General features: G+C 73.7%; 21 protein-coding genes. 16 read left to right on the forward strand and 5 right to left on the reverse strand.

Features of this window, described 5'->3' with window-relative positions; genetic code table 11:
* The first annotated feature begins 3 nt into the window (after positions 1–3).
* The 6 genes from flgL (at position 4) to ABID81_RS08460 (ending at position 5,296) form a co-directional block, all read left to right on the forward strand.
* Positions 4–888, forward strand: coding sequence for a flagellar hook-associated protein FlgL (gene flgL / locus ABID81_RS08435; protein ID WP_354594352.1), 885 nt, complete (start codon positions 4–6; stop codon positions 886–888).
* Positions 885–1,289, forward strand: a complete 405-nt coding sequence (locus tag ABID81_RS08440) for a flagellar assembly protein FliW (protein ID WP_354594353.1) — start codon at positions 885–887, stop codon at positions 1,287–1,289. The genes flgL and ABID81_RS08440 overlap by 4 nt, the downstream gene beginning before the upstream one ends.
* A 156-nt stretch (positions 1,290–1,445) precedes the next feature.
* Complete coding sequence (locus ABID81_RS08445; RefSeq protein WP_354594354.1) at positions 1,446–2,654, forward strand: PQQ-dependent sugar dehydrogenase; 1,209 nt, start codon at positions 1,446–1,448, stop codon at positions 2,652–2,654.
* Between the two features lie 178 nt (positions 2,655–2,832).
* The gene (locus ABID81_RS08450) at positions 2,833–4,086 is read left to right on the forward strand and encodes a hypothetical protein (protein WP_354594355.1); all 1,254 of its coding nucleotides are present in this window, start codon (positions 2,833–2,835) and stop codon (positions 4,084–4,086) included.
* 21 nt (positions 4,087–4,107) lie between these two features.
* A complete protein-coding gene (locus ABID81_RS08455; RefSeq protein ID WP_354594356.1) occupies positions 4,108–4,563 on the forward strand; it encodes a SprT-like domain-containing protein in 456 nt (151 codons plus the stop codon).
* 88 nt (positions 4,564–4,651) lie between these two features.
* Positions 4,652–5,296 (forward strand): CGNR zinc finger domain-containing protein, encoded by a 645-nt coding sequence (locus ABID81_RS08460; protein ID WP_354594357.1) that lies wholly within the window; start codon positions 4,652–4,654, stop codon positions 5,294–5,296.
* Between the two features lie 162 nt (positions 5,297–5,458).
* Here the strand turns inward: ABID81_RS08460 and ABID81_RS08465 are convergent, their stop codons facing one another.
* Together ABID81_RS08465 and ABID81_RS08470 are read right to left on the reverse strand one after the other, a co-directional pair.
* Positions 5,459–5,764 carry a DUF427 domain-containing protein gene (locus ABID81_RS08465; protein ID WP_354594358.1) on the reverse strand — a complete coding sequence of 102 codons (306 nt, stop codon included), beginning with the start codon at positions 5,762–5,764 and terminating at the stop codon, positions 5,459–5,461.
* A 49-nt stretch (positions 5,765–5,813) separates the two neighbouring features.
* Positions 5,814–6,410 (reverse strand): hypothetical protein, encoded by a 597-nt coding sequence (locus ABID81_RS08470; protein WP_354594359.1) that lies wholly within the window; start codon positions 6,408–6,410, stop codon positions 5,814–5,816.
* A 155-nt stretch (positions 6,411–6,565) separates the two neighbouring features.
* Between ABID81_RS08470 and ABID81_RS08475 the strand changes: the two genes are divergently transcribed.
* Positions 6,566–7,054: a hypothetical protein gene (locus tag ABID81_RS08475; RefSeq protein ID WP_354594360.1), complete on the forward strand. Its 489-nt coding sequence runs from the start codon at positions 6,566–6,568 to the stop codon at positions 7,052–7,054.
* A gap of 275 nt (positions 7,055–7,329) precedes the next feature.
* Here ABID81_RS08475 and ABID81_RS08480 read toward each other — a convergent pair whose 3' ends face one another.
* Positions 7,330–7,833: a nucleoside deaminase gene (locus ABID81_RS08480; protein ID WP_056259843.1), complete on the reverse strand. Its 504-nt coding sequence runs from the start codon at positions 7,831–7,833 to the stop codon at positions 7,330–7,332.
* A 200-nt stretch (positions 7,834–8,033) separates the two neighbouring features.
* Between ABID81_RS08480 and ABID81_RS08485 the strand changes: the two genes are divergently transcribed.
* The 4 genes from ABID81_RS08485 (at position 8,034) to ABID81_RS08500 (ending at position 12,072) form a co-directional block, all read left to right on the forward strand.
* The gene (locus tag ABID81_RS08485; RefSeq protein ID WP_354594567.1) at positions 8,034–8,663 is read left to right on the forward strand and encodes a DUF1684 domain-containing protein; all 630 of its coding nucleotides are present in this window, start codon (positions 8,034–8,036) and stop codon (positions 8,661–8,663) included.
* Positions 8,664–8,759: 96 nt separating this feature from the next.
* Positions 8,760–9,143 carry a hypothetical protein gene (locus ABID81_RS08490; protein ID WP_354594361.1) on the forward strand — a complete coding sequence of 128 codons (384 nt, stop codon included), beginning with the start codon at positions 8,760–8,762 and terminating at the stop codon, positions 9,141–9,143.
* Between the two features lie 483 nt (positions 9,144–9,626).
* Positions 9,627–11,537, forward strand: coding sequence for a DEAD/DEAH box helicase (locus ABID81_RS08495; RefSeq protein ID WP_354594362.1), 1,911 nt, complete (start codon positions 9,627–9,629; stop codon positions 11,535–11,537).
* 229 nt (positions 11,538–11,766) lie between these two features.
* Positions 11,767–12,072: an EthD family reductase gene (locus ABID81_RS08500; RefSeq protein WP_354594363.1), complete on the forward strand. Its 306-nt coding sequence runs from the start codon at positions 11,767–11,769 to the stop codon at positions 12,070–12,072.
* 55 nt (positions 12,073–12,127) lie between these two features.
* Here the strand turns inward: ABID81_RS08500 and ABID81_RS08505 are convergent, their stop codons facing one another.
* Positions 12,128–13,096 (reverse strand): type IV toxin-antitoxin system AbiEi family antitoxin domain-containing protein, encoded by a 969-nt coding sequence (locus tag ABID81_RS08505; protein WP_354594364.1) that lies wholly within the window; start codon positions 13,094–13,096, stop codon positions 12,128–12,130.
* Positions 13,097–13,234: 138 nt separating this feature from the next.
* Positions 13,235–13,783 (reverse strand): NUDIX hydrolase family protein, encoded by a 549-nt coding sequence (locus ABID81_RS08510; protein WP_354594365.1) that lies wholly within the window; start codon positions 13,781–13,783, stop codon positions 13,235–13,237.
* 98 nt (positions 13,784–13,881) lie between these two features.
* Between ABID81_RS08510 and ABID81_RS08515 the strand changes: the two genes are divergently transcribed.
* The 5 genes from ABID81_RS08515 to ABID81_RS08535 all read left to right on the forward strand — a co-directional run bounded on the left by ABID81_RS08515 (position 13,882) and on the right by ABID81_RS08535 (position 17,783).
* Positions 13,882–14,589 carry an alpha/beta hydrolase gene (locus ABID81_RS08515; RefSeq protein ID WP_354594366.1) on the forward strand — a complete coding sequence of 236 codons (708 nt, stop codon included), beginning with the start codon at positions 13,882–13,884 and terminating at the stop codon, positions 14,587–14,589.
* A 98-nt stretch (positions 14,590–14,687) separates the two neighbouring features.
* Complete coding sequence (locus tag ABID81_RS08520; protein WP_354594367.1) at positions 14,688–15,365, forward strand: SIMPL domain-containing protein; 678 nt, start codon at positions 14,688–14,690, stop codon at positions 15,363–15,365.
* 38 nt (positions 15,366–15,403) lie between these two features.
* Positions 15,404–15,835 (forward strand): DUF1810 domain-containing protein, encoded by a 432-nt coding sequence (locus ABID81_RS08525; RefSeq protein ID WP_354594368.1) that lies wholly within the window; start codon positions 15,404–15,406, stop codon positions 15,833–15,835.
* 110 nt (positions 15,836–15,945) lie between these two features.
* Positions 15,946–16,929 (forward strand): prolyl aminopeptidase, encoded by a 984-nt coding sequence (gene pip / locus ABID81_RS08530; RefSeq protein WP_354594369.1) that lies wholly within the window; start codon positions 15,946–15,948, stop codon positions 16,927–16,929.
* Entirely contained in the window at positions 16,926–17,783 is an 858-nt protein-coding gene (locus ABID81_RS08535; protein ID WP_354594370.1) for an NAD-dependent epimerase/dehydratase family protein, read from the forward strand. The genes pip and ABID81_RS08535 overlap by 4 nt, the downstream gene beginning before the upstream one ends.
* The last annotated feature ends 39 nt before the right edge of the window (positions 17,784–17,822 follow it).

Below are 17,822 nucleotides of genomic sequence, written 5' to 3' on the forward strand. Positions count from 1 at the left end.
CCGATGATCACGCGCACGACCAACCAGATGGCCGTCCTGGACGCCCAACGGCACCTGACCGTCAGCAAGGCCCGGGTGTCCGAGGCCCAGGAACGCGCCTCGACCCTCGACCGCATCTCGAAGCCGTCCGACGACCCGACCGGCACCGCCGAGGCCCTGCGGGTCAAGGCGGACCAGGCGGCGAACGTGCAGTGGAGCCGCAACGCCGGCGACGCCAACGCGTGGCTCTCGACGGCCGACTCGGCGCTGTCGGCCGCCGACGACGTGCTGAAGCGCGTCCGCGACCTCACGGTGCAGGGCGCCAACACGGGTGCCCAGTCGCAGGCGTCCCTCGACGCCATCGCCACCGAGATCGACGGCCTGAGGTCCGACCTGCTCACCCGCGCCAACGCGACCTACGCCGGACGCAGCGTCTTCGCCGGCACCTCGGACGCGGGCGTGGCCTTCCGGGCCGACGCCAGCTTCACCGGCACCCCCGGGTCAGCCGTCACCCGGCAGGTCGGCAGCGAGACGAGCGTCCGGGTCGACGCCGACGGCGCCGCGGCCTTCGGGACCGGCGACGACTCGGTGTTCAGCCTGCTCGACCGCATCACCACCGACCTCCGCGCCGGCGTCGACGTGGGCCCACGGCTCACCGAGGTCGACGCCCGGCTGACGTCCCTGCGCGGCGTACAGTCCGACATCGGGGCACGACAGTCCCAGATCCTGAGAGCCGAGGACACCCTCTTGGACACCAAGACCACGCTCGAGGCGCACCGCGCCGGCATCATGGACATCGATCTCGGCCAGGCCGTGCTCGACCTGCAGATGCAGAACACGTCGTACCAGGCGGCCCTCGCGGTCACCGCCAAGGTGCTGCAGCCCTCGCTGATGGACTTCCTCCGATGAGCGCGCAGGCAGCACGCGAGGTCAGCGGCTCCGTCGTCTCGTTCACCGCGCCTCCGTTCGGCCTCGAACCGCTCGTCGACTTCTCCCTCGAGCGCATCGAGGGTGCGACCGGCCTGTTCGCCCTCCGCGCCGCCGACTCGGAGACGCGACTCTTCGTGCTCGACGCGTCGGTGCACCTGCCCGACTACTCGCCGGTCGTGACCGACGAGCAGACCGACGCCCTCGACCTGCACGACCCCGCCGAGGCCCTGCTGCTCGTCGTGGCGACGCCCGCGGCGACCGGCATGACGGTCAACCTGCTGGCCCCGATCGTCGTCAACTCGCGGACCGGAGCCGGTGGGCAACTGATCCTCGAGGGCCAGGACTGGCCGCTGCGCGCCGAGCTCAGCGCCCGACCGTAGGCGAGGCGCCGCGCCGCGCCGACGGCCGGACCGCGCCGACGGCCGGACCGCGCCGGCGGCCGGCCTGGGCACGGGCTGCGAAGCCGGTCACGGTGTGGTGACGACGGGTGCGGTCGGCGTGAACGTCCGCTTGCCTTGACGGCAGGAGGCGCGACCATGACCACGACACCCCGCACCACTCGGCACCGGCTCGCCGTCGGCGCGATGACGGCGGTCACCGCCGTCCTGCTCGTCGGCTGCACCGCCGGGGCCGACGCCCCGGTCTCGGGCGGCCAGGCCGCCACCCGCCCGGCGTCCGAGACCCCGACCGACCCGGCCGCCGTCGCGGGCCCCGGCCCGGTCGCCGCCGGCACCGACACGGGGGGCGTGACCGTCGCGGCCGACGCCGAGCCCACCGACGTCGCCACCGGGCTGGCCGCCCCGTGGTCCGTCGTCCGACTCGACACCGGGTCGTCGTTCGTCAGCCTGCGCGACACCGGCACGGTGCTCGAGCTGCTCGCCGACGGCGGCACGCGCGAGGTCGGCTCGATCGACGGGGTCGTGCACGAGGGCGAGGGCGGCCTGCTCGGCCTCGCCGTCCTGGCCGGGTCGCCGTCGTACCTCTACGCCTACGCCACGACCGCGGACGACAACCGCGTGGTGCGGGCACCGATCACGGGCGAGGCCGGCTCGTACGGGCTCGGCGAGCAGCAGGCCGTGATCACGGGCATCCCCGCGGCGCGCAACCACGACGGGGGCCGCATCGCCTTCGGCCCCGACGGCCTGCTCTACGTGACGACGGGTGACGCGAACCAGCGACCGAACGCCCAGGACCCCGGCTCGCTCGGCGGCAAGATCCTGCGCGCGACGCCGGTCGGCGGCGTGCCCGACGACAACCCCACCCCCGGGTCGTTGGTCTACACGCTCGGTCACCGCAACCCGCAGGGCATCGCCTGGGACGCGACCGGCGCCGGTTGGGCCGCGGAGTTCGGCCAGGACACCTACGACGAACTGAACGCCCTCGAGCCCGGAGCGGACTACGGCTGGCCCGAGGTCGAGGGCCGGGGCGAGGTCGAGGGCTTCTCGAACCCCGTGCTGCAGTGGTCGACCGACGACGCGAGCCCCAGCGGCCTGACCGCCGTCGGCACCACCCTCTACCTGGCCGGGCTCGGCGGCGAGAAGCTCTTCGAGATCCAGGTCGCCCCCGGCTCCGAGGCGCAGCCGACCGAGCTGTTCACCGGAGCCGACTCGCTCGGCCGCATCCGCGACGTCCTGCCCGGGCCCGACGGCACGCTCTGGCTCGTCACGAACAACACCGACGGGCGCGGAGCCCCGTCCGACGGCGACGACCGCATCGTCAGCGTCCCCCTCACCCCCCTGCCGTAGCGTCCCGCCCCCACCGCGCCGCGCCTCCCGCACCACACCGGCGCCCGACGTCCGGGTGCGGATCGCGACGGTGGGCGCACGACACGCGGGTCGGGTCCGGCACATCGGCCCCGACACTCCCCCACACGCTGCGTGCCGCGCGGCCTGTTCGGGGGCCGGGCGGTTACCCTCGTACTCGATGAGCCAGCACGACCGACCCGACACGACAGCACCCGGCAGCGCCCGCCCCCAGACCGTGCCGCCGGGTCTCGCCGCGCCCGTCGTCCGGGGCATCGGAGGCGCCGGCGGATTCGACCCGATCAGCCTGCGCACGGCCGTCGACGTGCCCGCCGCCGAGGCCCGGCTGGCCGCCCTGGGCCAGAGCCGCAGCACCGACGCACTGGGCGAGCGAGCCGACCTGCTGCGCCTGCTCGGCCGACTCGACGAGGCCCTGGCGATCGCCGAGGAGGCCTTCCGCCTGGCCCACTTCACCGGCGACCGCGCCGACTCGACGGCTGCGCGCATCCGTCGCGCCCACATCTTCCGCGAGCAGGGCAAGCTCGACCGCGCCCTGAACGACCTGCACACCAGTCGCATCACCTCCGCGACCGAAGAATGGCGAGAGCTCGAGGCCGCCGCCGCCGAGCTCGAGGGCTACACGCTCTACGACCTCGGTCGCAACGAAGAAGCCCGCGAGACCCTCGCGAAGGCACTGGAGGCCTACGAGGCGTCCGGTGCCCCGCGTGACCGCACCGACGGGCTGCGGGTCGCGATCGAGGGCGTCATGCGCGCCTACCTGAGCGACACCGGTCCCCAGCCCCGTCTCGAGGCCCCGGCCGTGGGCGACACCAACCCGGTGCCGGTCCGACCGCTCGCCCCGGCGTCCCCGCCTGCCCCGGCCCCCCGTGCGCAGGCCGTCCAGGGCCGCGTCCAGGTCCCCCGCTTCGACGGCATCGCCGGGCTCTACGGGGGCGCGCAGGCCCCGACCGCGGCCGCCGCGTCCGCCGCGTCGTCGGAGCAAGCCGCCGAGTCCGACTCCGCGTCCGCCTCCACCGACGACCACGGTGCGGTGCCGGCCCGTCCGCCCATGGACCCCGCGCGCACGGCCGCGATCAGCTTCGACCCCGAGTCGATGCCCGACGAGGCTGCCGCGTCCCCCGTCGCCGAGGCCGCGGCCGCCCGGGCCGAGAAGGTGGCCGCGACGGCTCCCGCCGCCCCGCGCGACGGCGGGCTCTGGGGCAAGATCAGCCACCTCGCCGAGCGCGCCGCGGGTCACCGCGACCGCGACTCCGACGAGTTCGACGCCGAGCGTCGAGCCGCCCAGCGTCCGACCGACGGCGACGCACGCCCCGGCGGCGACCGACCCCGCACCGGGGGCACCGGGGTGACCGGCGTGGTCGACGGCCTGCCGCGCGACGACGAGCCCACCACCTGGCCGTTCCCGCGTCGCTGACCCGCGCCTCCTGACCTCGACGTGGCCGACCTCGACCGGGTGCGGCGCTGGGCCGCCGCGCTCATCGACCTGCACCTCGACCCCGCCGTCTGGAGCTTCGGCTTCGACAACGCCAAGACCCGCGCGGGCCTGTGCAACTACACGACGAAGCGCATCACGGTCTCGCGGCACCTCGCCGGTCGCTACGACGACGACGAGATCCACCAGGTGCTGCTGCACGAGGTCGCGCACGCACTCGCCGGATCGCGCGCCGGGCACGGGCCGAGGTGGAAGGCCGTGGCGACCGACCTCGGCTACGTCGGCTCGCGCCTGCACGACGGCGCCATCGCGAGCGAGCTCGCCCCGTGGGTCGGCGTCTGCCCCGCGGGGCACGAGCACTACCGGTACCGCCAGCCGGCCCGGCCGCTCGCCTGCGGGCGCTGCTCCCGGAGGTACGACCCCGCGCACCTGATCACCTGGACCAAGCGCGCGGTCTGACGCCGCGCCTCCCGGCACGACGTCGCGGCCGGGCCGGTGACGGGCCGTCGGAGACCCCAGGAGGCGCGTAACCGGTTAGGGTGGTCAGGTGCAGACCGGACAGTGGCTCAGATCCGACACCGACACCCGGTGGTTCTTCGACTCGGGAGCACTCAGCCTCGACTTCGCGTACCTCGGCGGGTTCCGGGCCGGGTCCCGTTTCGGCCCCGAGTCGGGCCTCGACCTGCCGGCCGACGGGTCAACCCCGTGGGACGGCCTGCTGCTGCCGGCCGACCTCGACGACTGGACGCGCGAGCGCTTCGACGGCATCGCCGGTTCGGCCGGAGACCGCGAACTCGCCGACGCCAGGGGCCTGCGCGACGCGATCGCTCGACTCGCCGTGGCCGCGACCGACGGCACCTCGAGCGACCCCGACGACGTCGACACGCTCAACCTGTTCGCGGCGTTGCCGGACGTCCCGCCGTCGCTCGAGGGCGGCCGACGCCAGGCCGGGGCCGGGCGCCTTCGGCTCGGGCAGGCGATGGCGTCGGTGGCGCGCGACGCGGTGACCCTCTTCACGACCGTGGGGTTCGGCGGCGGACCGGACTCGCGCCTCCGTCGGTGCTCGAACGAGGCGTGCGGGCTCGTCTTCTACGACGAGTCGCGGGCGGCCAGCCGCCGGTGGTGCTCGATGCAGCGCTGCGGCAACCGGGCGAAGGTGCGGGCGCACCGGGCGCGGGCCGCGCGCGGCTGAGGCCTCCGCCGAGTGGGTCGACGTCACCCCCCGGGCCCGCCCGGCCCTACCCTGCCCTGCCCTGCCCTGCCCTGCGCCACTGCGCCATGAACTGAACATCCCGCCACGAGATGCCGTGGCGGGATGTTCACTTCGTGGCGGCGTGCCGTCCAGCGTCGAGCGTCAGTCGACGACCGAGACGTCCTTCCAGAAGGCGACGTAGCCCGAGTAGTCCTTGCCCACGCGGTCGAACGACGTCGGGATGGGCGTGGGGTAGCTCCAGGCGCGGTCCTGCAGCAGGTCGTCGCCCGACTTCACGCTGAAGTACTGGGTGTCGCCCTTCCACGGGCAGTGGTACTGGGTGGGGCTCTCGGTGAGCAGCTCGGTGTTGACGCTCGCGGGCGGGAAGTACCAGTTGCCCTCGATCGAGATCAGCTCGTCTTTAGGGGCCTCGGCGACGACGGTTCCGTCGGTGAGCACTGCCTTCATGATTCCTCCTGCGGGTCGGGGCGACGTCAGGGTCGCTGTCACTGCAACGCTACGCCGGCAGGGTTGATTCCTCGGGGGAACCGACTCGGGCCACGACGAGGGCGCCCCCACCGGACGAGGAGGCGCGGGCCGACTCGACGACGTCGCCCCGGCCGGTCTCCACCAGCTCGGCCGCCGAGGCCGACGCCGTGAGCAGGTGCGACGACGCCCGGGCCAGGGCGCCGGCCGCGGCGCACGCGACGGCGGCCTCGGGCGACGAGAAGTCGATGCCGGCCGCGGCGAGCGCGTCGACGACCGCACCGGCGGCGAGCTGGTCCTCGACGGCGGGCCGGAACCCGTCGGCCTCGACGGCCCCGGCGGCGACGATCGCGACGAGGGCACGGTCACCTCGACGGGCCTGACGTCCGACCACGTGCCGGGCGACGTCGGGGGCGGCGCCCGCCCCGGTGACGAGCAGCACGTCGGCGTCGACGCCGACCTCGGCCAGGTCGGCGACCGCCCGCACGGTCTCGTCACGGCTGAGCGTGCCGTGGCCGTCGAGGACGTCGACCACGACGACCACGTGAGCCTCGGACGCGACGCGGGCCGCCCCGGCCACGCCGTGGTCGAACCTCACCTGGTACTTCTGCTGGCCGTGCGGACTCATCTGACCAGCCTAGGCAGGCCCACCACCCCGTCGCGAGTGCGTGACGCGCCGTGACGGGACCGGCGTGCCGACCCGCCGCCGGTGGCGTCGACCCGCCTACTGCGTGACGAAGGGAGGCGGTGGCCCCGATCAGGCGGCGGGAGTTGGATCGGGGCATGCACGTGCAGCTCAAGCTCCGCCTCGCCTGTTCCGTCGACGTCGCGACCGACGCCCTGCGCGACCCCCGCGTGATGGTCGCGGTGACGAAGCCGCTCGTGGTCTACCGGTCCGAGTCGCCGTCGGGCTTCCCCGACCGCTGGACCGAGGAGGCGCACCCCGTGTCGGCGAGCATCCTCGGCGTCCTGCCGCTCGGCAGCACGCACGTCGACCTCGACTGGCACGAACGCGACGGGGCGTGGATCCAGCGCGACACCGGACGCGGGACGAGCGGCCAGTTCGCCCGCATGCGCATCAACCACCGGATGGCCGTCGTCCCGGACGGCGCGGGGCACACGCTGTTGCGCGACCGCCTCGAGTTCCACGCCGGCCCGCTGGGCCTGCTGCTCTGGCCGGGGCTCTGGGCGACCTGGCAGTGGAGGGCCCTGCGCATGAAGGCCCTCGCTCCGACCTGGCGCGGCGCCCCCACCCACCCGAAGCACGCCTGACCGTCGGTCGCCGACCACCCCCTCGATCGGCGCCCGACGATCCGCCTAGGCTGGGGGTCGGTGCCGAACGGCAGGGCCACCCACGGCCGCCCCCTCGACACCCCCTCGAGCGGCGTCCGACGCCCCGCCTAGGCAGGGGGTCTGCGCCGAACGACAGGGTCACCCGCGATCGGCCCCTCGTCACCCCCCAAGCGGCGCCGGAACCCGTGCCTAGGCAAGGGGTCCGCGCCGAACGACAGGGTCACCCGCATGTCGACCCGCACGTCGACCCGACGTCAGCCCCAGAAGCCGGCGTGCACCGCTGACGCCTCGTCGAACAGGGCCGGGCCGGACACCGACACCGCGCCTCCGCCCCGGGCGAAGACCTCGCGGCAGGGCAGGTCGAGGGTCGACTCGCCCTCTTGCTCGGTCACCATGCCGAGCAGCTGCTGCTCGGCGAGCGCGTAGACGACCCGGCCGATGCCGGCCCAGTGGATCGCCCCGGCGCACATCGCGCACGGTTCGGTGCTCGTGTAGAGCGTCGCGGCCTTCAGCGTCGGCTTGTCGAAGCGCTGCGCCACGAGCCGGACGAGGTTCGTCTCGGCATGGCCGGTCGGGTCGCCCTCGGTGACGACGGTGTTCTCGGCCTCGACGACGTCGCCACGAGCCGTGAGCAGCAGCGAGCCGAAGGGGTGGTTGCCGTGGTCGCGGGCATCTTGCGCGACCTCGATCGCGCGGTGCAACTGCACCAGGTCTGCCGGGGTGACGGTGGGGTCGGTGGTCGTGGTGTCGGTCGTCATGGGGCGAGCGTAGCCAGGGGTCGCCCACCCCCGGGGCCGGGACGCCAGGCTGTGGACGGGTGCCCGACCTGTGAGGGAGCCACGGGCGCGGCGGTGACCGCCTGCGTACGGTGGCAGGCGTGACCGACCCGACCAGCGCCTCCTCGTCTCCCGCCGACAGCACCGCCGACAGCATCGCCGACACCACGGCCGAGAACACGGTGCCGACGCCCGCCCAGGGCGCCCTCGACATCGCGTCGTGGCGGCGGACGATCCACGGGCTGTACCGCGACGTGCGCGAGGCGACCGACCTGGCGGCGGCTCACGACCTGTGGCGACGAACCCGGGACGAGCTGTTCTCGACGCATCCGTCGACTCCCCTGCTGCCCGAGGACCGCCCCGACTTCACGGGCCTGCCGACGAAGCCCTACGACCCGGCCTGGCGCTTCGAGGTCGCCGTCGAGCCCGCCGAGCCGCGCCGGATGGTCGTCGAGACCGGCACCGACGGCGACGTGCTGTTCGACCTGGTCGGCGTCGTCGACGTGCCCGGCGTCGGCCGCCTCGACGTGTGGAAGCTGGCGCAGTACGCGGGGGGCCTGTTCATCCCGGTCAAGGACGCCCTGGCCGGCAAGCCCGGCGGCACGTACGGTGGCGGGCGCTACCTGATCGACTCGGTCAAGGGCGCCGACCTCGGGGCCGGCGGCGAGCCCGGCACGATCGTGCTCGACTTCAACTTCGCCTACAACCCGAGCTGCGCCTACGACCCCGCCTGGGCGTGCCCGCTCGCGCAGCCGGGCAACACGGTCGCGGTCGAGATCCCCGTCGGCGAACGGTACGGGCGCGCGCACTGAGGCGCACGACGACGCGACGTCACCACGTGTCGACCGCGTCATGACACCCCAGACCGACCGGTCGACCCGCCCGTCGGAGTCGACTAGCGTCGAGTCATGACCTCGACGACGCCACCCGCCACTCCGTCGAGCCCCGAGGTCGTGACGCAGGCCCTCCTCGACCTCGGTTCGCGACCCGAGCATCCGTTCACCACCAGCATCCAGGGTGGACGAATCGTCTTCACCTGGGTCTACGACAAGGCCTCGGGCCCGTTCGGCATCCGGGAGCAGTCGTACTCGCTGCGGATCACCCTCATCCCTGAGACGTCCGAGTACAAACGGTCCGAGGCCGGGATGCAGCGCGAGAGCGGATCGGTCAGCAGCTCGTACCGCTTCAACTCGGCCGAGGTCGTCGGCCCGGTGAAGCGCACCCTCGAGACCCACGGCTGGCACCGGCGGCGGACGGCACTCGGCAAGGCGATCCGCGGCCTGTTCTCCTAGATGACGGACGCCGGGAGGCGCGGAGTCGCACACAGCGCACCCGCGGCCCTGCGGCGTGGCGCGGCTCGGCGTCGGCGAGGCGACCTGAGCGCCCGGCCCGCGCCTCCTCGGCTCGTCCGCGACCCGACGTGACGCGTGCTGCACACCCGTGCAGACCACACCCGTCGCGTTTTCGTGCCACAGCCGCTAGGCTGGGGTCACTTGCGAGCCGGTCCGATCGGCTCCCTGCGTCGTAGCACGCCCCTCACCGCCTCTCCGTCCTGGCACACACCCAGGCAGAACAGCAGGCGCGCGAAGCTCACTCTGCGGCGAAACGATCGTGCACACCTGCACCGTCGCCACACCTCGAGCCCGGCTACGACAGCCGTTCTCCCGGCACTGCCCTGCCCCTCGTGCGAGCACGTCCCCGACGTGACAGCGCACGACCAGGTGGTCAGGCAGCCTCGGCCCGGCTCGACACCGATGCCCCGAAAGGTGCACCACATGTCAACGAACACCCTCGACCAGGCGAACGCCGCCGCCGAGAACACCGACGCCACGACCGTCGACGAGACGGCCGACGCCGTCACCTTCAGCTCGCTGGGCGTGCCCGCCCCGATCGTGAAGTCCCTCGCCGCGGAAGGCAAGACCACCGCGTTCCCGATCCAGGTCGACACGCTGCCCGACACCCTCGGCGGCCGCGACGTCCTCGGCCGCGGCAAGACCGGCTCGGGCAAGACCCTCGCCTTCTCGATCCCGATGGCCGCGCGCCTCGGCGGCAAGCTGGCCGGCGGCAACCGCCGCGCCGGTCGCCCCCTCGGCCTCGTGCTCGCCCCGACCCGCGAGCTCGCCACCCAGATCGACGCCGTGCTCGCCCCGCTCGCCGAGGCCTACGGCATGCGCACCACCACGATCTTCGGCGGCGTCTCGCAGAACCGTCAGGTGCAGGCACTCAAGGCCGGCGTCGACATCATCATCGCGTGCCCCGGCCGCCTCGAAGACCTCATGAAGCAGGGCTTCGTCAAGCTCGACGCCATCGAGATCACCGTGCTCGACGAGGCCGACCACATGGCCGACCTGGGCTTCCTGCCCGGCGTCACGCGCATCCTCAAGGCCACCCCGAACGACGGCCAGCGCCTGCTCTTCAGCGCGACCCTCGACAACGGCGTGGACAAGCTGGTCAAGCAGTTCCTGCACGACGAGGTGCTGCACTCGGTCGACGAGGCCAACTCGCCCGTCGCCAAGATGACCCACCACGTCTTCGAGACGCCCGACGTCGACAGCAAGAACGCGCTGATCCAGAAGCTCGCGAGCGGCCAGGGCCGCCGCATCCTCTTCATGCGCACGAAGCACCACGCGAAGAAGCTCGCCAAGAAGCTGACCGAGTCGGGCATCCCCTCGGTCGACCTGCACGGCAACCTCTCGCAGCCGCAGCGTGACCGCAACCTCGCCGCCTTCCAGGACGGCTCGGCCCGCGTGCTCGTCGCCACCGACGTCGCCGCACGTGGCGTGCACGTCGACGACATCGAGCTGGTCATCCACGTCGACCCGCCGACCGAGCACAAGGCGTACCTGCACCGCTCGGGCCGCACCGCCCGCGCCGGAGCCGAGGGCGACGTCGTCACCCTCGTCATCCCCAGCCAGAAGCGCGACGTCGCCCAGCTGATGAAGAAGGCCGACATCCGCCCGACCATCACCGCCGTGACGCCGAACTCGCCCGAGGTCGACGCCCTCGTCGGCCAGGTCGCCGCCTACGTCAAGCCCTCGCCCAAGGCTGCCGTCCAGCAGCAGCAGGGTGGCGGCGGACGCTCGCAGGGCGCCAACGCCCAGCGCAAGCGCGCCGCCCGTCAGGACAGCACCGGGGCCCCGATCGCCCGCAAGGACCGTTCGGGCCGCCCCGACGCCGGTGGCCGACAGGGCCAGGGAGGCGCGGGTCGCGGCTCAGAGGCCGGTCGCGCCGGTGCCGGTGCCGGTCGCTCGGCGGGCTCGCGTGACGGCGGCCGCCAGGGTGGCCGTGACGGTGCGCGTCGCGACGCCGCCCCGCGCGGTGGCGCCTCGACCTTCTACTCGACCGAGTCCGGCCGTGGTGCCGTGACCCCGGTCCGCGACGACGCCCGGGGCGGCCGCGACGGTGCTCGCGACGAGACCCGGGGCACCCGTCAGACCGGTCGCCGCGCCCAGAGCAGCGGCACCCAGAGCGACGGCGGCCAGAGCCGCACCAACGCGGTCCGCAACGACCAGGCCGAGTTCGCCGCGTCGCTCGGCGGCTCCCGCGACGGCGACCAGCGCGGTGGCGGCCAGCGTTCCGGCGGACGCCGCGCCTCCTCCGAGGGCGGCCGTCCCGGCTCGCTCAAGGTGGGCGGCCTCGTCGGCGGCAAGGCCCGCACCGGCGGCGGCCAGCGCGGCGGCCGCTGAGGCGACCGTGCCGGTGGGGTGGGCCGTCCTGACGGGACGACCCGCGCCTCCTGAGCTCTGACACACGGACCGACCCCGGTCCGGACGACGCACCCGAACGCTCGGGTCGCGGCGCCCGGACCGGGGTCGTTCGTTTCGTGGACAGGTGCAGCCTGCGCACAGACTCGGCCGGTTGGGTGACGATCGGACCGCCGACGGTCCGCGCCATCCTTCGACGAAAGGCCGACCCGTGCCCACCAAGATCACGATCGTCTACGACAACCCGACCGACCCCGCCGCGTTCGAGGCCGACTACCCCGCGTCGCTCGCGCTGGCCCGGAAGCTGCCCGGCCTCGAGCGCGTCGAGTCCGCCAAGGTCTGGCCGAAGGAGGACGGCACCGAGACGCCCGCCTACCGCACGCTCGACCTGTACTTCGCCGACTACGACGCCGCGAGCGCCGCCGTCGCGGGCCCCGAGGCCGCCGAGTTCTTCCCGACCGTCTTCGCCCTCGGCGAGGCCGGCCTGACGGCGCTCTTCTCCGACATCGAGCAGTAGCGGCCCCCGTCAGACCCCACGAAACCGCTGAGACCCCCGTGCGCGCGCGGGGGTCTCAGCCGTTTTCTGGGGTCTCGGCGATCCACGGCCCGTGCGAACAGCGGGCCAGGCCGGCAGCGGACAGCTTGTCGATCATGGGCCGCTGCTTGAGCGCCTCGTCCCACGTCCATCGGGCGAAACCACGGACCCCGGGCACGGCACGGATGCGGTCCTCGCGGAGCTTCTCGTCGACCACGACCTGTTCGGGCGTCCTGCCGCCACGTTCGGTACGGCCGAGGTATTTGACGAGGCCGTCGAACTCTCCGACGACCCCGCAGCACGGCCACCAGTAGTCGACCCGGCCGATGTATCCGTCGCCGTCGTGGAACCTCTTCTGCAGGACCGGTCGGGCGAGTCCGGCCTCGTACATGCCTGCCCGGCTGAGTGATTCACCCGTCGACTCCGAGAGCGGGTCGGCGAGAGCCAGGGCCAGAGCCGCCACGCGCGTCCCTCTGTAGGTCGCGCGGGCCTCGAGGTACGTCCGCGCGTCCGCTCGACGGAACGACCTCGATCGGAGCCCGTGGTCGATCACCACGAGTCCGCCACGGAGGTCGCGGGTCCGCGAGACGTCGAGGGCGGCACGGACGGGGACGAGGGATGGCAGGCCCCATCTGCTCGTCAGGTCCGCGGCGGGGAGGTCGGCGGCGTGACGGACGAGCGTGGACGACGTGAGGGTGCGGGCTCGTCGCCGATCGACGACGTGCACGCGCTCGGGCCACCGCCCGAGCAGGGGGAACCCGTGCAGGGCGAGTGCCGATTCGTGCGAGACGACGACGTCCGACGTGAGCCGGCCGACGACGCCCCGGACCCGCAGGGCATGTCGCTGACGGGGGTCGGCCCCGGCCCAGGTCGACGCGGGGACGAAGGCCCCGGGCGCGACTCGCACGAGTTCGCCGACGCGAGCACGGCGGCGGAGCTCGTGGTCGTCACGACCACCGCGCAGCCAGGTCGTCCGTCGGATGAGGTCGTCGTCGGAGGTGGGCACGGACTCGAGCCTGACCGATCGTCGCGACGCGCGCCTCGCGCAGCCGCCGGCCTGTGGACAACCGCCCGAGACCCCAGGAAGTCGCCGACACCCCGGCTCGCGCACACGGGTCTGAGCGACTTCCTAGGGTCTGAGCGCCTAGTGCAGGGCGCCGACCGAGGCGAGGGCGCTGCGCAGCAGGGAGCCGCGGCCGCCCTCCATCTCGGCGGCGACCTCGTCGGAGGCCGCCTGGTGAGGCGTGAGCCAGGTCAGCTCGAGGGCGTCCTGCCGCGGGTCGCAGGTGCCCGTGACGGGCACCACGTAGGCGAGCGAGACCGCGTGCTGACGCGGGTCGGTGTACACCGACGATCCGGGCAGCGGGAAGTACTCGGCCACCTGGAACGGCACGGGCGACGGCGGCAGCTGCGGGAAGGCCATCGGCCCGAGGTCTTTCTCGAGGTGGCGGAAGAGCGCGGTACGCAGGCTCTCGCCGTACATCACGCGGCCCGAGACGAGCATGCGCGAGATCGACCCCTCGTCGGAGGCGCGGAGCAGCACCCCGACCTCGGTCACGACCCCCATGCCGTCGGTCCGCACGGGCACGGCCTCGACGTAGAGGATCGGCAGGTGCTGCCGCGCGTGGAAGAGCTCGTCCTCCGAGAGCCAGCCGGGATTGGGGTCGGGGTCGGGTGTCCGCACGGAACTCATGCGCCATTCTTACCGGTCCCGCGGGGCGATCGTGGGGCGTGACGCTACGGGCGAACAGCACCGGCCCCGATGTCGGCACCCGTCGCTAGGCTCGGCCCATGGTGCAGATCGACCCGTCCCTCGTCCAGTGGTCCGCCGTCGAGGCCGAGCGCGAGGGGCGACCGCTGCTTGTCCTGCTGCACGGCGTGGGCTCGCACGACGGCGACCTGATCGGCCTCACCCCCTACCTCCCGCAGCAGTTCGTGGCCGCCTCGCTGCGGGCTCCGCTGCCCCACGGCGACGGCTTCTCGTGGTACCCGCTCTCGACGCCCGGCGCACCCGACCCCGGGGCCGTCGACGACGCGGCCGAGGCCGTCCTCGCCTGGCTCGACACCCTGCCCGACGCCCAGCCGAGCGTCAGCCTGCTCGGCTTCTCGCAGGGCGGCTCGCTGTCGCTGCAGCTGCTGCGGCACGCACCCGAACGGTTCGCGTTCGCCGCCGTGCTCGCCGGCTTCGTGGTCCCCGCCGCGGGCGACGACGACGCGCTCGAGCGTGCAGCCACCCGCGACCAGGCCCTGGCCGCCGTGCGCCCCGCGGTGTTCTACGGTCGCGGCGACGTCGACCAGGTGATCCCGGTCGACGCGGTCGAGCGCACCCAGGCCTGGCTCGAGTCGCACGCCGACGCCGAGCAGACGGTCTACCCCGGGCTGGCGCACGGGGTCTCGCAAGAAGAGCTCGACGACCTCAACGCGTTCATCGGCCGGGTCACGGCGGCACCCGTCGTCGAGGCCGGTGCGTCCGTGACGGCGACCGATCCGACCGACTGACCGACCCCGTCGGGTGCGCGTCGGGTCGACTGCCCGCGACCTCTCGCCCGCACCCCCGAACGACCCTGCAGCACCCGTCGAGACGAAGGAGGCGCGCGATGGCGACGCTCTCGGTGTCCGGTTCCGCCACCCACCGCCACCGTGCCGAGCGCGGCGTCGTCCACCTCACCGTGGGCTTCGACGGCGACGACCGTGAGCAGGTCGTCCGCGACACCGCCGCGGTGCACGCACGCCTCAGCGAGCAGGCCACGGCCTGGCGCCGACAGGAGGCCGCGACCTGGTGGAGCGCCCAGAGCGTCACGGTCGCGGTCGTGACCGAGGCGGTGACCGACCGCGGCGACGGGTCCGACGCGACCCGCGCCTCCTCGGTGGTGCGGTTCCGCACCCGGGCGGCCGTCGACGTGCGGTTCAGCGACTTCGACGCCCTGGCGGCCTGGGTCGGCGACGTCGCGGTCGAGCCCGGGGTCACCGTCGAGTGGATCGAGTGGTCGCTCAGCCACGCCCGACGCCCCGAGGTCGAGAAGGCCGTCCGGGTCGCCGCGATCGCGGACGCCGTCGGCCGCGCCGGCGACTACGCCGAGGCGCTCGGGCTCGGGCAACCGACGCTGCAGTCGGTCTTCGAGCCGGGGCTGCGGCCGGGGGCCTCGGGCGGTGGCGGCCCGTTCGGCCTCACCCGCGCCGCCGCGACGTTCTCGACGGGCGGCCCCACCACGTTCGACCTGCACCCCGACGACATCGAGGTCACCGCCGAGGTCAGCGCCGACTTCGTCGCCTGACCCGGCCCGGTCCGGCGGGCGCGGCGTAGAACGGGTCGGTGACCGACCCCTTCGACCTCGACCGGTACGTCCGCGCCCAGGACGCCGGCGGCACGCACGACCGGGCCCTCGGCGAGCTACGCCGGGGACGCAAGTCGTCGCACTGGATGTGGTTCGTCCTGCCCCAGATCACCGGTCTCGGCCACAGCGGCATGGACCGCACCTACGCGATCCGGTCGCTCGACGAGGCACGGGCCTACCTCGGGCATCCCGTGCTCGGAGCCCGACTGCGCGAGGCCGCGGGCGTCGTCCTCGAGGCACCCGCGACGAGTGCGGACGACCTGATGGGCGGCATCGACGCCGTCAAGCTGCGCTCGTCGATGACGTTGTTCGGGCGGGCCGACCCGTCCGAACCGGTGTTCCGCGCCGTGCTGGACCGCTGGTTCGGCGGCGACGAGGACGACCTGACGCTCGCCCGCCTCCGAGCCTGACGGCGGGACGGCCCCGGTCGTCTCGCCCCCACCCCGGGAGGCGCGGCTCACCGCCCACAGGCCCGTCACCTCAGCTGTCGGCGTCGGTGCCCCCGGCTACGCTCGTCGACATGCCTCCGCTCTACCCCGAGATCGAACCGTACGACTCCGGCCTGCTCGACGTCGGCGACGGCCAGCACGTCTGGTGGGAAGAATGCGGCGATCCCGACGGCAAGCCCGTCGTCTTCCTGCACGGCGGGCCCGGCAGCGGCTCGTCGCCGGTCCACCGTCGACTCTTCGACCCGGCGCGGTACCGCATCGTGCTGCTCGACCAGCGCGGGGCGGGCCGCAGCACGCCGCACGCGGGCACGTTCGGCACCGATCTGTCGACGAACACGACGCAGCGCCTCGTCGCCGACCTCGAGATGCTCCGCGAACACCTCGGCATCGACCGCTGGCAGGTGTTCGGCGGCTCGTGGGGGTCGACCCTGGCGCTGGCCTACGCCGAGACGCACCCCGACCGGGTCACCGAGCTCGTGCTGCGCGGCATCTTCACCCTGCGGCAGAGCGAACTCGACTGGTTCTACGAAGGTGCCGCCTCGAACGTGCTGCCCGACCGGTGGCAGGGGTACCTCGCCCCGGTGCCGGTCCGCGAACGCCGTCCCGGCGGGTTGATCGAGGCCTACTCGCGCCTGCTCGCCGACCCCGATCCGGCCGTGCACGGGCCGGCCGCCGTGGCCTGGTCGACATGGGAGGCCTCGGCGATCACGCTGCTGCCCCGACCCGACCTCGTCGAGCGCTACTCCGACCCCGCCTTCGCGCTGGCCTTCGCCCGCATCGAGAACCACTACTTCGTCAACCGGGGCTTCGTCGACGAGGGGCAGCTCATCCGTGACGCGCACCTCGTGGCGCACATCCCCACGGTGATCGTGCAGGGCCGCTACGACCTGTGCACGCCCGCGACCACGGCCTTCGACCTGCACGCCGCGCTGCCCGACGCCGAGTTCGTCCTGGTCGACGACGCCGGGCACGCGTTCGACGAGCCGGGCATCCTCGACGCGCTGATCACGGCGACCGACCGGTTCGCCGGCTTCACCGACGAGGCCACCCGATGACGGTCGTCCTGGCCGGCTGCGGCGACCTCGGCACCGAGGCCGCGCTGCGGTTCGCGTCGCTCGGGCACCGGGTGATCGGGCTCCGTCGGTCCGCCGACCTGCTGCCCGACGCCGTCGAGGGGGTCTCGATCGACCTGAGCACGACCCGGCCCACGCTTCCCTCCGACACCGAGGTCGTCGTCGTCGCCCTCTCGGCGGGGTCGCGTGACGTCGACACCTACCGGGCGTCGTACGTCGACGGTCTGCGGAACGTCCTCGACGCGCTCGACGAGGCGGGTGCCACCGACGCCCGCGTGCTGTTCGTCTCGTCCACCGCCGTGTACGACGTCGACGACGGCAGCGTCGTCGACGAGGCGACCCCGGCGACCGGGGCCTCGCCCACGGCCGAGGTGATCCTCGAGGCCGAGACGTTGCTGCACGAGCGCCGACCCGACGGCATCGTGTTCCGGCTCGGCGGCATCTACGGGCCCGGCCGCGAACGGCTGATCGAGCAGGTGCGAGGGGGCGAGGCCCGGTTGGCCGAGCCGGCCGGCAGCTCGCCGCACACGAACCGCATCCACCGCGACGACGCGGCCGCCGCGATCGTCCACCTCACGACGACCTCGGGCCTGACCGACGACCTGTACGTCGGAGTCGACGACGAGCCGTCGAGACTCGACGACGTGCTGGCGTTCGTGGCCGGCGAACTGGGCGTGCCCGTGCCGCCGAGCGCGCCTCCTCGGGGCCGTCAGGCCGGAGGCGACAAGCGACTGTCGAACGCCCGCCTGCGCGGCACCGGGTTCGCGTTCGCGCACCCGACCTACCGTGAGGGGTACCGCGCCGTGATCGCGGGCGAGGGCGTCCGGCACCCCTGACCCCGCCCTACCGTCCCGGCCCGCCCGGCCCATCCGTGC

The organism is Frigoribacterium sp. PvP054, from assembly GCF_040547465.1.
Classification (GTDB): domain Bacteria; phylum Actinomycetota; class Actinomycetes; order Actinomycetales; family Microbacteriaceae; genus Frigoribacterium.